Below are 13,567 nucleotides of genomic sequence, written 5' to 3'. Positions count from 1 at the left end.
CCGATCGGGAGCCCACCCGCGGGGCCCGCACCCGGGGCCCGCGGGCGGGGGCACGCCGGGCGGGCACGGCCACCGACTCTGGAGGAGAATGCGTGTCATGGCGGATCTCCCGATGCCCACCGTGGGGCCGGTCTCGCGGCTGGCTCCCAAACCCATGCGCTTCATCCTCAACTGGGGGAGGCGTTACTCGCTGTGGGCGTTCAACTTCGGCCTGGCCTGCTGCGCGATCGAGTTCATCGCGACCTCGATGAGCCGGCACGACTTCATCAGGTTCGGGGTCATCCCCTTCGCCAACGGCCCCCGGCAGGCCGATCTGATGATCGTCTCGGGTACGGTCACCGACAAGATGGCCCCCGCGGTCAAGCGGCTCTACGAGCAGATGCCCGATCCCAAGTACGTGATCTCCTTCGGTGCCTGCTCCAACTCCGGCGGCCCCTACTGGGACTCCTACTGTGTGACCAAGGGCGTCGACCAGATCATCCCGGTCGACGTCTACGTCCCCGGCTGCCCGCCCCGGCCCGAGGCCCTGCTCCACGGCATCATGATGCTCCAGGAGAAGATCGCCGCGGAGAACCTGGGTGACCGTTATGCCTGACGCGACCGGAGAGACGATCGGCGGGGCGATCGAGGAGCGGTACGGCGGGCGTGCCCGCCTGTCGGAGTCCTTCGGCGAGATCACCGTCGACGTGCCCCCCGCCGACTGGACCGGCCTGCTGGAGTTCGCCCGCGTCCGGGGGTACGAGTTCTTCGACTGGCTCACCGCGGTGGACGAGCCGCCCGACGAGTTCGCCGTCGTCGCGCACGTCTTCAACCCGACCTCCCACGCCCACCTGCTGCTGCGCACCCGGGTGCCGCGCGCCGAGCCCCGGCTGCCGAGCGCCGTCGGCGTCTTCCGCGGCGCCGACTGGCACGAGCGTGAGACCTTCGAGATGTTCGGCGTCGTCTTCGACGGCCACCCGAACCTGGTCCCGCTGCTGCTGCCCGAGGGGTTCGAGGGCTTCCCGCTCCGCAAGGACTTCGTGCTGGCCGCCCGGGTGGCCAAGTCCTGGCCCGGTGCCAAGGAACCCGGCGAGTCCGACCACGGCTCGCCGAGCCGCCGCAAGGCGCTCCCGCCCGGGGTGCCCGCCGACTGGGGACGTGAACGCCATGCCTGAGCTGCTCGACGCCGCGGTCCGGCTCGTCGCGATCGTCGCGGCCTTCCTGGTGCTCCCGCTGGTCGCCGGGCAGATGGAGCACAAGGTCATGGCGCACATGCAGGCCCGTCTCGGCCCGATGTACGCCGGGGGCTTCCACGGCTGGGCACAGCTCATCGCCGACGGGGTCAAGTTCGTCCAGAAGGAGGAGGTGATCCCGGCCGCCGCCGACCGCAGGGTCTTCGCGCTGGCCCCCGGTGTGGCGTTGATCCCCTACCTCGTGGTCATGGTGGTCATCCCGGTCGGTCCCGGGCTGGTCGGGGTCGACCTGGACGCCGGCCTGTTCTTCGTCCTCGCCGTGATGGGCGTCGGCGTACTCGGCTCGATCATGGCCGGTTGGTCGTCGGGCAACAAGTACTCGGTCCTGGGCGGCATGCGCTCGGCGGCCCAGCTGATGTCGTACGAGCTGCCGCTGGTCCTGGCGGCCTCCAGCGTGGCCATGGCCGCCGGCACGCTCTCCCTGCCGGGCATCGTGGAGGCGTGGCAGTGGTGGTGGCTGCCCTGGCAGGCGATCGGTGGCGTGGTCTTCTTCGTCGCGGGCCTCGCCGAGCTGCGCCGGCCGCCGTTCGACATGCCGATCGCCGAGTCCGAGATCATCATGGGGCCGATGACCGAGTACACCGGCATCCGGTTCGCCCTGTTCATGCTCGCCGAGTACGCCGGGATCATCGTGCTCTCCGCCCTCACCGGCGTGCTGTTCCTGGGCGGTTGGCAGGGGCCCTTCCTGCCCGGACCCGTGTGGATGCTGCTGAAGGTCTTCCTGCTGGTCTTCGTGGTCGTCTGGCTGCGGGTCAGCTACCCCCGCCTCCGTGAGGACCAGTTGCAGAAGCTCGCCTGGACCGGCCTCGTCCCGCTGGCGCTGGTCCAGCTCGCGCTCACCGGGGTCGTCAGGGTCCTCGCCGGCTGATACCGGCTCCTTCAGGGCGGCGGACCCGGACGTCGGCGAGCTGTGTCGATGATGTGACGTTCCAAGCGCGCACCCTGGGCAGGGAGGGGGAATACACCCTGGAACACCACCTGCGCCAAGGACGGAACGCATGACCCTCGCGCTCGCCGTGGAGAAGGACACGCTGATCGTCGACGTGCCGGAGCACCCGCCGGTGCGCCTGCCGCTCGTCGGGGAGGGCCGGGCGAGCAAACTGTTGATCTTCGGCTACCCCGGCCGGGGCAGGATGCGCTACGGCCTCGCGGTGCTCGACGAGTCCGGCCTGGTGATGCTGGAGGCTCCCGGGTCACGCTCGCGGCGGGCGGTGGAGGCGTTCGCGCAGGAGAGCGGACTGGCGTTCGAGTTCCGCGCCTTCGACACCCCGCAGGGCGCCCGGATCGCGCTGGCCCGCAGGTCGCCGAGCTGGCGCGCGGTGAGCTGGCGCCGGGCACCCGCCCCGCTGCCGCGCCTGCGGGTGCCCGGGGTGCGCAGCCTCCGGCCGCCCGTGGGCTCCCCCAAGGTGTGGTGGCGTGAGCAGTTGCTGTACATCCTGTTGTGGGCGGTGCTCGCCTACGGGGTGGTCTTCGCGGCGCTCGTCGTGCTCAACCTGACCGACCCCGGCGCCGACGTCACCCGCTGGATGGGCCCGCTCGGGGTCGTCGCGCTGGTGCTGGCCGGGGTGACGGTCGTCGGCGCCGTCGTGCTGGCCGGAATCGGCCGGCGCAGAACCCGGAACCAGACCGCCCAGGGGCGTGAGCTTCAGCGCGCGGGTGAGCCGCACTGCCGGTTGGTGGTCGTCCACGGCCGCCTGCTGCTGGAGACCGCACGCAGGACCCGCGAGCTCAAGGCGTCCGAGCTGCTGCTGTACTCGACGGAGGCCGGGACCACGGGCCTGGTGGTGGGCGGTGGGCTGTTCCACCTGCCAGGCCCGTGGGACCCCGAGGAGGTCGCCCGTTTCGCCGACCGCAACGACCTGCGGCTGGAGGTCCGCTCGCTGGCCCGGGATGAATATCTCGCTCTCACCGGCCAGGTGAAGGACGCGGTCCCCTGAGGCCGGGGACCGCCCTCTCAGTTCACGATCTGGAGCATGATGTCGGAGGCCTTGGGCCGGTTGCCCGGCTCCTTGTCCAGGCAGGCGGCGGCCAGCGGACGCAGTGACGGGGGCAGGGCCGACAGGTCCGGCTGGTGGTTGATCACCCGGTTCAGGATCGCCGGGATGGTGTCGTCACCGAAGGCCACCCGGCCGGAGGCCGCGAAGATCATGGTGGCGGCCCAGCTGAACACGTCCGACTCCGGGCCGACCGTGCCCCCCGCGAGCTGCTCGGGCGACATGTAGGCCGGAGTCCCCATGATGCTCGCCGTCGCGGTGACCTGGCCGAGGGCACGGGCGATGCCGAAGTCGATGACGCGCGGGCCGTCGGTGCCGATCAGCACGTTGGCCGGTTTGAAATCCCGGTGCACCACTCCGGCCCGGTGGATCGCGGCCAGCGCGCCGGCCGTGGCCAGGGCCAGCCGGGTCAGCCCGTCCTCGTCACGCGGCCCCTTTTCCCGGACCAGCCGCTCCAAGGAGACGCCGTCCACGTACTCGCTGACGATGTACGCCTGGTCGTCGGTGATGTTCACGTCGAGTACCCGCGCCGTGGAGAACGTCGCCACCTTGCGTGTCGCCTCGACCTCGCGCAGGAACCGTTCCCGGACGGCCGGGTCGCCGGTCAGGTGGTCGTGCAGGACCTTGATGGCCACCTTCTGCCCCTGCGGGTTGAGCGCCAGGTGAACCGTCCCCTGCCCGCCCTTGCCGAGGCTGCCGATCAGCTGGTACGGCCCCAGCCAGCCCTGCGGCTCCGGGGAGGGCGATGACGGGACATGTTGCCCGCGGCGTCCCACCATCGTGGCCGGGCCCTGCGCGCCGTACGGCGGCTGGGTGTTGTGCGGAGGCTGGGTGCCGTACGGCGGCTGGGTGTTGTGCGGGGACTGGGTGCCGTACGGGGGGTGCGTGTTGTGCGGCGGCTGGGAGGCGGAGGCATAGGGCGCCGGAGCGTCGTGATGCGGGCCGTGGTGCGGGCCGGGGCCGGGAGAGGCGCCGCCGTGATGCTGGGAAGGCCCGTAGTGCGCCGGGGCGTGCCTGTCCGGGGCCACGGGCCCGGTCGAGTAGGACGCCGCCTGGTGTGAGCCGTGCGACGGGGCAGGGAACGACGCCTGGGTGTGCTGCGGCTGCTCGAACACCGACCCTCTGAGGACCAGCGCGTGGACGACACCGCCCAGCCAACTGCCGAAGAAGCCGACCGTCGACACGACGTTGAGCCCGACCGGGATCAGGTCGGAGTCGCCGTAGGTTCCCGCGGCGACCGTGAAGATGCCGATGCCGGCGGTGTACAGGGCGGTGACGAGGACCAGTGCCGGACTCCGGAGCCGGTACGCGGCGTGGCCGATGATGAACGGTGTGCCGAAACCGCAGGTGAAGAGGGGCACCAGTGCCCACACGATGCTTCCCGCCGTGTTGGATTGCGGGGGTCGCTGCGGGTGCCAGGCCGGTCCGTACTGGTGGGACATGTCGCGAACAATACGATTATTTACGGTTTATTGCAGTCTTATTGGACGTCGCACCGGCGGTTGGACGCCGGTACTCGAACACACAGACTGTGGATAACCGCTGTGGATAACTCGACGCTCCCTGTGGACGGACGCTCCGCGTCGGCCACGTCCCCCCTCTCTGCCGTCACCGTGCCCCTCTTCCGGTTGTCATCACACCGCCTCTCTCGGTTGTCGCCGCGATGCCTCTTCCGGGGGCGTCATCGCGCCGTCTCTCTCCCGCTCTCTCCGCGGTCGCCGTGATCTCTCTCCGCTGTCGGCAGCGTCTCTCTTCCCGCGGTCATCACGACCCCGGCCGTCACCCCGGCCGTCACCCCGGCCCCAATCGTGTCAATGGCCCCATCCCAGGACCGCTGCATTCACGGGCGCCTCTTCGTGCGTCATGATGTTGAGTTGTGGCGCGGATACCAGGAGTGGGGTTGGTGAAGGGGCTTTCCGTCACCCTTCGCCACATGCTGAGCAGATCGGTGACCCAGCAGTACCCCGAGGTCCGGCCGGAGCTTCCCTCCCGGAGCCGGGGGGTGATCGCGCTGGTCGAGGAGAACTGCACGGTGTGCATGCTCTGTGCACGCGAGTGCCCCGACTGGTGCATCTACATCGACTCCCACAAGGAGACCCTCCCCGCCCCCGAAGGGGGCCGGCCTCGGGCCCGCAACGTGCTCGACCGCTTCGCGATCGACTTCTCCTTGTGCATGTACTGCGGCATCTGCATCGAGGTCTGTCCCTTCGACGCGCTGTTCTGGTCTCCGGAGTTCGAGTACGCCGAGGGCGACATCCGCAACCTCCTGCACGAGAAGGAGCGGCTGTCCGCCTGGGTGCAGACCGTGCCGCCGCCTCCGGCCCACGAGCCCAACGCCGACCCGCCGAAGGAACTCGCGGCCGCCTCACGACCCGCCCGCGCCGCCCGCCCCGGCGCTCCCGCCACCGCGGGCCTGGCCACCGCGAGCCCCGCGGGCCCGGCGACCGCGAGCCCTGCGGGCCCGGCCCGTCCGCCGGCCGTACCTCCAGGCCCTGGGGCCTCCGCGCGGTCCGATGACGCCACCTCCACGCGGCCCGCTCCCGGCGGTGCCGCCGCTTCCGGCGGTGCCGCCCCCGGCCCCGACACGCCGGTCGCCGCCGGTGCCGCCTCCGCCATGTCCGGTCGCGTGGCCCCGGGCCGACCGGGGACGAGGTCCGCCGAAGAGACGTCCTCCGGGCCGGACCGGATCGGACCCACCGCACCCACCGGATCCACCGGGCGGGACGCCGGCACGGCTCCTCGACCGGCCGGTGAGTCGCAGGGCTCGGGTGGCCCCGGTGGTCCTGCTGGTCCGGGCGGTCCCACCGGTCCAAGTGGTCCTGCTGGTCGGGGTGCTTCTTCGGGCCCTGGCGACCTCGTGGGCACCGTGGCCCCGGCTCCGGGAAACGATCCTGCCACTCCCGGCGCGTCCGATGCTTCCGCCGCGTCCGATGCCCCCATCGCCTCCGCCACGTCCGATGCCCCCATCGCCTCCGCCACGTCCGATGCCGCCGCCGGAGGTCCGGTCCGGCCCGGGAGGACCGCTCGCCCCGTACGACGGGCGTCGGCCGGGCACGCGAGCGTTCGAGCCATCCGGCCGCCGGGTGCCCTTCCCAAGAAGGAGGCCCCCTCGCCGGGCGTTCCTCCCAAGAGCGGGGTCCCTTCGCCGGGAGCTCTTCCCGAAGACGTCCCTTCACCGGGTGCTCTTCCTGAAAGGGGTGCTCCTTCGCCAGGCGTTCTCCCCAAGGGGGACACCTCGGGTGTTCTCCCCAAGGATGATGCTTCGGGTGTTCCCGAGGGTGACGCCTTTTCGCCGGACGCTCCGTCGGAGAAGGAAACCTCTGCGCCGGACGCTCCACCCGAGGGCGTCCCCCCCACGCGACCTCACCCCTCGGCCCGGGGGGCGTCCACGGACACCGGCTCTCCGGGCAGGCCATCCACAGGCGAGTCGTCTGCCGAGAAGTTATCCACAGGTAAGGGTGGCGTGCCCCCGGCGACCGGCACGCCGGAGCAGACTTCTCCCACGGGTCCCAGTGGAGAGCGTGAGGAGTAGCCGTGACCGAGGTGCCGTCCTATCTGCCGCCGACCGGGCAGGAGATCCTCTTCCTCCTGCTGGGTGCGGTGGCAGTCGGGTCGGCGCTGCTCGTCGTGACGACGCGGCAACTCGTCCACGCGGCCCTGTGGCTGGTCGTCTGTTTCGGTGCGCTCGCCGGGTGTTATCTGATCCTCACGGCTGAGTTCGTCGCCTGGGTCCAGGTTCTGATCTATGTCGGTGCGATCGTGGTCCTGCTGTTGTTCGGCATCATGCTCACCCGCGCTCCCATCGGCAGGGCCGCCGACCTCGACAGCCGTAACCGCCCGGCCGCCGCCGTGGTGGCGATCGCCACCGCGGCGGTCCTGGTCACCGTCGTCATCGACGGTTTCCACCTGGCCTATGCCCCCCTCGAACCCGGAGCCGGTGCCGCCGCAGAGTTGGGTTCCAGCATCTTCCGCAACTGGGTGCTCCCGTTCGAGGTGCTCTCCGTCCTCCTGCTGGCCGCCCTGATCGGCGCGATCGTCCTGTCCCGCACCGACATCCGCGGGAGGGACTGACGTGCACGTCGTCTACCCCGCGATCGTCTCGGCGCTGCTGTTCTCCATCGGCGTGTACGGGGTTCTCGCCCGCCGCAACACGATCCTCGTCCTGATGTCCGTCGAGCTGATGCTCAACGCGGTCAACCTCAACCTCGTGGCGTTCGACGTGTGGCTGCGCGACCGCCTGCACAGTGGCCAGGTCCTCACGCTCTTCGTCATCGTGATCGCCGCCGCCGAGGTCGGTCTCGGCCTGGCGATCGTCCTCGCGCTCTACCGCAACCGCCAGACGGTCGACCTCGACCGTCTCCGTGACCTCGGCGAGTCCACCGGCTCCCCCGGCTCCCCCCCGCCGGCCTCGCAGGAGGCAGGGGCGGGCGAGACCTCCGGAGCGGCCATCACCGCACCCACCACCGCCCCTCCGATCACACCCACCCCCCCGGCTGGAGCCGATCCCCAGATCGAGGCACGATGATCACCGCCGCCGCGTTCGCGATCCTCCTGCCGTTCCTCTCTGCCGCCGCGGGGCTTCTCGGCTCCCGCTTCCCCCAGGGTCGGCGGGGAGGGGCCGCCGACACCGCTGCGAACCGCCGGGCCGCCTGGATCGCCGTCGTGCCCACCGCGATCTCCACCGTCCTCGCGATCTGGGCGGCCTACGCGATCTGGGCAGGCGCCCCCTCCGGCGGAGGCACCCCGCTCGCTCCAGCCGGTCCCGGCGTCCAGGGAGCGGCCGACGGCGTCACCGCGCAGCTCACCGTCATCCCGACAGGATCGGTGCCGATCTCGGTCGGTCTGCTCGTCGACGGCCTCTCCGCGTCCGTCGCCGTCCTGGTCACCGTCGTCGCACTCGCCGTGCAGGTCTACTCCGTCGGCTACCTGGGCGACGACCGGCGCTACCCGTCCTACAGCTCCTTCATCAGCCTGTTCACCAGCGCCATGCTCCTGGTGGTCTACGCGGCTGATCTCCTGCTCCTCTACGTGGGCTGGGAGATCATGGGGCTCTGCTCGTACCTGCTGGTCGGACACTGGTGGGAAGATCGGGCCAACTCACGGGCGGCGGTCAAGGCGTTTCTCGTCACCCGGATCGGCGACGTCGGCTTCCTGTTCGGCATCTTCGTCCTCGGCACCGAGGCGGGCAGCTTCGCGATCGAAGATGTCGTCGCCGGAGTCCCGGAGATGTCCTCCGGTGCGATCATCGCCGCGACCATGCTGCTCCTCGCCGGAGTGGCAGGCAAGAGCGCGCAGGTCCCCCTGCATGTGTGGCTTCCCGACGCCATGGCGGGCCCGACCCCGATCAGTGCCCTCATCCACGCCGCCACCATGGTCGCCGCCGGGATCTTCGTCGTCGCCCGGCTCTATCCGGTCTTCCTCGGCGCCGGTCCCACGCTGGACGTGCTCGCGGTTCTCGCCGCTCTCGGCATGCTCGGCGCCGCCCTCGCCGCTCTCGCACAGGACGACCTCAAACGCGTCCTCGCCTACTCCACGATCAGCCAGCTCGCCTACATGGCCGGTGCGCTGGCCGCCGGATCCAGAAGCTCGGCGATCTTCCACCTGATCACCCACGGTGCTTTCAAGGCGCTGCTCTTCCTGTGCGCCGGGGCGGTCATCCACGTGGTCGGCTCCAACCTGATGAGCGCGATGGGAGGTCTCCGCAGGCAGCTGCCCGTGACCTTCGTCGCGATGACGATCGGGTTCGCCGCCCTGACCGGCCTTCCCCCGGCCAGCGGCTTCTTCAGCAAGGACGAGGTGCTGGTGGCCATCGAGCGGTCCGTGTCGGCGGGGCCGCTCACCGGCGCGGTCGCCCTCCTGCTCTACGGCTGCGCGTTGGTCACGGTCGCGGTCACCGGCGCCTATGCCACCCGGGCGTGGTTGCGCACCTTCTTCGGCGCCCGTCACGACACCGCGTCCGGCACTGCGCGTGCCAACGCGTCCGGCACCACATCTGAGACCATGCCCGGTACGGCGCATGCCACCGCGTCCGAGGCCACCTCGGGCCCGCATGCGGCGGCGTCCGAGGCCGTATCCGGCAAGACACCTGCCACCGCGCACAGTGGCGCCCGCGAGGCGCCCGCCACCATGCGATGGCCCATCGTGGTGCTCGCCGTCCCCGCCCTGCTGCTGGGGTTCGCCGGTGCAGCCGAGATCCACTGGGACACCGCCGCCCTCAGCGTCGGGGTGGCGCTGCTGGGCGCGGGTGCGGTCTACGCCATGTGGCGCTCCGACCCGGCGGCCGACCCGGCCCGTGTGCTCGGCCCCTTCCGCGCGCCGTGCGAGCGGGCCTTCTACGCGGACTCGGTGTACGACATGCTCTTCGTCCAACCCGCCCTGGGTCTCGCCCGCCTCGTCGCCTGCACCGACCGCAGGGTGGTGGACGGCGCGGTGCGCGGCTCCGGCCGGATGACACTGGGCCTGGCGGGGTTGGTCCGCCTGGCTCAGAACGGCAACGCCCAGCTCTATGTCACCGGCCTGCTGGCGGGTGTCCTCCTGATCGCGATCGGGGCGGTGGTGCTCGGATGATCTCCAAGTCTCCCCGCGGGGCAGCGGCCTGCCGGGCCCCCGCCCGTACCGCCATGACCGAGCGCGCCACCGCCGAGGTGATCGTGCCATGAGCTGGGTGCTGATCGCGCTCCTCGCCGTCCCACTCGTCGGGGCCGCTCTGACGCTCGTCCCGCCCGGGAAGGACACCGCGTCCGGAGGGCGAAGACTCCGCGTGCACGCGCTGGCGGTCACCGGGGTCACCTTCGTCCTGTCGCTGCTGGTGGCTGTCGCGTTCGACTACGACGACCCCGTCCGGGTGCAGTTCCCGACCGACCTGACCTGGATCCCGGGGCTCGATCTCAGGTTCCACCTGGGCGTCGACGGGATCTCCCTGCCACTGGTCGTGCTGACCACGCTGCTGACCTTCCTCTGCTTCGTCTACCTGTGCCGGGGCCGGGCCGACGCCCCCGGGCAGTTGCTGCGGTCGGGGGGCGGCAGCCGTCCCCGGGCGCTGGTGTTCACGCTGCTCGTCCTCGAGGTAGGCATGATCGGCACCTTCCTCGCCCTGGATCTGTTGCTGTTCTTCGTGTTCTTCGAGGTCGTCCTCATCCCGATGTACTTCGTGATCGCCATCTGGGGTGGCCGGGCCCGGCGGGCGGCGGCGACCAAGTTCATCCTCTACACGCTGCTCGGCTCCGTGGTCCTCCTGCTCGGTCTGCTGCTCATCTGGGCACAGACCGGCACGCTGGACATGGTCTCCCTCGCCCGCGCCGGGGGTGCGGGCATGTCCCGCCCGGTGCAGATCGTCGCCTTCCTGGCCGTGGCCGCCGGTTTCGCGGTGAAGACTCCGATGTGGCCGCTGCACACGTGGTTGCCCGACGCCCACACCGAGGCACCGACCGTCGGCTCGGTGCTGCTGGCGGGTGTGCTGCTCAAGATGGGCACGTACGGCTTCGCCCGCGTCGCGATCCCCGTCCTGCCGGAGGGGGCCGCCGCGGTGGCGCCCTGGCTGGGAGCCTTCGCGGTCGTCGGGATCGTCTACGGTTCGCTGGCCTGCCTCGCCCAGCGCGATCTGAAAAGGGTGATCGCTTATTCGTCGGTCGGTCACATGGGCTTCGTGCTCCTGGGCTTCGCCACCCTCACCCCGGTCGGCTTCAACGCCGCCCTGTTCGGCAACGTCGCCCACGGTCTGATCACCGCCCTGCTCTTCTTCCTCGCCGGTGCGATCAAGGAGCGCTACGGCACCTCCGACATGCCCGCGCTGGGCGGCGGCATGCTGGCGCGCCTGCCCCGCCTGGGCGGCCTACTCACCTTCGCCTGCGTCGCCTCGCTCGGGCTGCCGGGGCTGGCGGGCTTTTGGGGCGAGATGCTCGCCCTCCTCGGTGCCTTTCAACCGGCGGCGGGGCTGTCCCGCCCGCTCTACCTGGCCTTCATGGCTCTGGGGGGTCTCGGCGCCGTGTTGACCGCCGCCTACTTCCTGCTCATGCTTTCCCGCGTCACCCACGGTCGCCCCATCGAGACCGTGCGCGCTCCGATCCTCGCCGCCACGGGCACCGGCCGTCGCTCCGCGGCGGTCGGCCCTTCCACGGAGGCCGGCCTCTCTCCGGCGGTCGGCCCTTCCACAGACGCCGGTCCCTCTGCGGAGGCTGGTCCTCCCGCGATGGTCGGCCCCTCTGCGGAGGCCGCCCCCTCCCCGGGGGTGGATGTCTTCCCGGCGGGTGCGGGAGACGAGGGCCGACTCCCGGCGGGTACGAGAGAAGCCCTCGCCGTGCCCGCCAAGGGCGGAAGGGCCGATACGCCCGGGGGACAAGGAGATCTCTCCGGCTCACCACAGAGGGGCCGGGATCGCATGCCCGATGTCATGGGTCACGAACTGGCCGCCTGGGTGCCGCTGGTCATCCTGATCCTGGTGTTCGGTCTCTGGCCGAAGGCGCTCCTGCTCGTCACCGACCCGGTGGCCCGGGCTCTCCTGGGGGCACCGTGATCCAGTCGATCGACTACTACGCGGTCGCACCGCTGCTGGTCCTCGCTCTCACTGCGGCCCTCGTGCTGCTCCTGGACGCCTTCCTGCCCCGCGGCCGACACGTCCGATCGGCGCTGGGCGCCATCACGCTGGCCGGTACGTTCGCTGCCCTGGCCGTGGTGGCCTCGCAGGCCATGCGCGCCGGGGGCCCGCTGAAGACCTTCTGCGTCCCCGAAGGGTTGCTCGCATCCGCCGGCGCCGCGGTAGGCGGGGCCGTGCCGGGTGGAGCTGGGGCCGGCGGCGCCGCCGTAGGCGGGGCCGTGCCGGGTGGAGGTGCCGCGTCACTCATCGGACCGGCGGTGGGCCCGGTTGACGCGGTGTCGTGCTCGTTCGTGGTCGACGACTTCGCTCTGATCTTCGCGGGGCTTGCGCTCGCCGCGGGAATCGTCGTGGTGCTGCTGTCGGCCGCGGAACTCTCCTGTGGAGACATCCCCGTCGGAGAGTGGTACTTCCTGCTGCTCTGCACGCTCACGGGGGCAGTCGCCCTACCGGCTTCCCGGGATCTGATCATGCTGGTGGTCGCCCTGGAGCTGGCCTCATTGCCGGTCTTCGCACTCGCCGCGCTCAGACGCTACGACGGCCGCGGCTCTGAGGCGGCGATCAAGCTCTTTCTCGTCTCCGTGGTCTCCACGGCGGTGATGCTCTTCGGGGTTTCCCTGCTGTACGGAACGACCGGCACCGTCTACCTCGACCGGATGGCGTCGAGACTGCGGGCGGGCGTCCTCCAGCCCTTCGGCCCCGGGGCGGGCGGGGGGAGCGCCGTCGCCGGTGGTGCCGACACCGCCTACGGTTCCTCACCGGAGATCACTCATGCCCTGCCCGCCGTGGTGACCGTGGCGGCGGTGCTGGTCCTCGCCGGGTTCGCCTTCAAGATCGCCGCAGTGCCGTTCCACTCCTGGGCGGGTGACGTCTACCAGGGGTCGCCCGTCCCGGTGGCGGCCCTGCTCTCCGTCGTCTCCAAGGCCGCCGGATTCGCCGGGCTGATCCTCATCCTGGTCACTGCGCTGGGAAGTCAGACGGACACCTGGGTTCCGTTGATCGCGATCATCGCCGCGCTGACCATGACCGCGGGCAATCTCCTGGCTCTGCGCCAATACCAGGCCGTGCGGCTGCTCGCCTGGTCCTCCGTCGCCCAGTCCGGTTACATCCTGGCCCCGCTCGGCGTCCGGAACGACGAGGCCGCGAACGCGTCGATCGCCTACCTGGTCTTCTACGCCGCGATGAACCTCGGGGCGTTCGCGGTGGTCACCCTGGTGTCGAGGCGGCGGGGCGGCGGGGAGTTGGACGACTACCGCGGCCTGGTGTTCCACAACCCGGCGGCCGGGCTGGCATTGGCCTTCTTCCTGATCTGTCTTGCGGGCCTGCCGCCGGGGCTGGCCGGGCTCTTCGCCAAGATCGTGGTGTTCCGCGAGGTCGTCGATGGCGGAGGCGGCTGGCTGGCGGTGGTGATGGCGGTCAACACGGTGATCGGTCTCTACTACTACGTCGCCTGGACGGTGCGGATCCTCACCCCGGCACCGGTGCCGGTGCCTACGGGCGGTGTCACCGGTACCGCCACGGGAACCGGCGACCGTGACGTGCGGACGAGCCGTACCGGGTGGGCCGGCCGTACCGGGTGGGCCGGCCGTACCGGATGGGCCGGCCGTACCGGGTGGGCCGGCCGTACCGGATGGGTCCCCGCGGCGGTGGCGGTCGTACTGGCCGTGGGTGCCGCCCTGGCCTTCTCGGCCGCGCCGCAGCTGGTGTTCGACCTCGTCCCGGCACACTGATCACCTCGGGTTGGGCGTTTC

Annotated in this window: 11 protein-coding genes; 10 read left to right on the top strand and 1 reads right to left on the bottom strand. The window is 71.1% G+C overall.

The genetic code is table 11. The annotated features are described in order from the left end of the window. Positions 1-97 precede the first annotated feature (97 nt). From F4562_RS14435 to F4562_RS14420, 4 genes are all read left to right on the top strand, one after another. Positions 98-595, top strand: coding sequence for an NADH-quinone oxidoreductase subunit B (locus F4562_RS14435; RefSeq protein ID WP_184537730.1), 498 nt, complete (start codon positions 98-100; stop codon positions 593-595). Beyond that, entirely contained in the window at positions 588-1,154 is a 567-nt protein-coding gene (locus tag F4562_RS14430; protein WP_184537732.1) for an NADH-quinone oxidoreductase subunit C, read from the top strand. Before F4562_RS14435 ends, F4562_RS14430 begins: the two co-directional genes overlap by 8 nt. Next, on the top strand, positions 1,147-2,100 hold the full coding sequence (nuoH, locus tag F4562_RS14425) for an NADH-quinone oxidoreductase subunit NuoH (RefSeq protein WP_184539492.1): 954 nt from the start codon (positions 1,147-1,149) through the stop codon (positions 2,098-2,100). The genes F4562_RS14430 and nuoH overlap by 8 nt, the downstream gene beginning before the upstream one ends. Before the next feature lie 130 nt (positions 2,101-2,230). After that, positions 2,231-3,169 (top strand): hypothetical protein, encoded by a 939-nt coding sequence (locus tag F4562_RS14420; protein WP_184537734.1) that lies wholly within the window; start codon positions 2,231-2,233, stop codon positions 3,167-3,169. 17 nt (positions 3,170-3,186) lie between these two features. Here F4562_RS14420 and F4562_RS14415 read toward each other — a convergent pair whose 3' ends face one another. Next, a complete protein-coding gene (locus F4562_RS14415) occupies positions 3,187-4,668 on the bottom strand; it encodes a serine/threonine-protein kinase (protein WP_184537736.1) in 1,482 nt (493 codons plus the stop codon). 491 nt (positions 4,669-5,159) lie between these two features. Here F4562_RS14415 and F4562_RS35835 point away from each other — a divergent pair, with 491 nt between their 5' ends. The 6 genes from F4562_RS35835 (at position 5,160) to F4562_RS14385 (ending at position 13,546) form a co-directional block, all read left to right on the top strand. Beyond that, the gene (locus F4562_RS35835) at positions 5,160-6,758 is read left to right on the top strand and encodes a 4Fe-4S binding protein (protein ID WP_312872124.1); all 1,599 of its coding nucleotides are present in this window, start codon (positions 5,160-5,162) and stop codon (positions 6,756-6,758) included. Positions 6,759-6,760: 2 nt separating this feature from the next. Beyond that, positions 6,761-7,297, top strand: a complete 537-nt coding sequence (locus F4562_RS14405) for an NADH-quinone oxidoreductase subunit J family protein (RefSeq protein WP_184537738.1) — start codon at positions 6,761-6,763, stop codon at positions 7,295-7,297. Position 7,298: 1 nt separating this feature from the next. After that, positions 7,299-7,751 (top strand): NADH-quinone oxidoreductase subunit NuoK, encoded by a 453-nt coding sequence (gene nuoK / locus F4562_RS36800; RefSeq protein WP_311733806.1) that lies wholly within the window; start codon positions 7,299-7,301, stop codon positions 7,749-7,751. Further along, positions 7,748-9,793 (top strand): NADH-quinone oxidoreductase subunit 5 family protein, encoded by a 2,046-nt coding sequence (locus F4562_RS14395; protein WP_184537740.1) that lies wholly within the window; start codon positions 7,748-7,750, stop codon positions 9,791-9,793. The genes nuoK and F4562_RS14395 overlap by 4 nt, the downstream gene beginning before the upstream one ends. An 88-nt stretch (positions 9,794-9,881) precedes the next feature. Next, complete coding sequence (locus F4562_RS14390; protein WP_184537741.1) at positions 9,882-11,738, top strand: complex I subunit 4 family protein; 1,857 nt, start codon at positions 9,882-9,884, stop codon at positions 11,736-11,738. Further along, positions 11,735-13,546: an NADH-quinone oxidoreductase subunit N gene (locus F4562_RS14385; RefSeq protein ID WP_184537743.1), complete on the top strand. Its 1,812-nt coding sequence runs from the start codon at positions 11,735-11,737 to the stop codon at positions 13,544-13,546. Before F4562_RS14390 ends, F4562_RS14385 begins: the two co-directional genes overlap by 4 nt. The last annotated feature ends 21 nt before the right edge of the window (positions 13,547-13,567 follow it).

It is taken from the genome of Streptosporangium becharense (genome assembly GCF_014204985.1).
GTDB lineage: Bacteria > Actinomycetota > Actinomycetes > Streptosporangiales > Streptosporangiaceae > Streptosporangium > Streptosporangium becharense.
The sequence above is the reverse complement of the archived record's forward strand: the minus strand, read 5'-3'. Positions and strand labels throughout refer to the sequence as shown.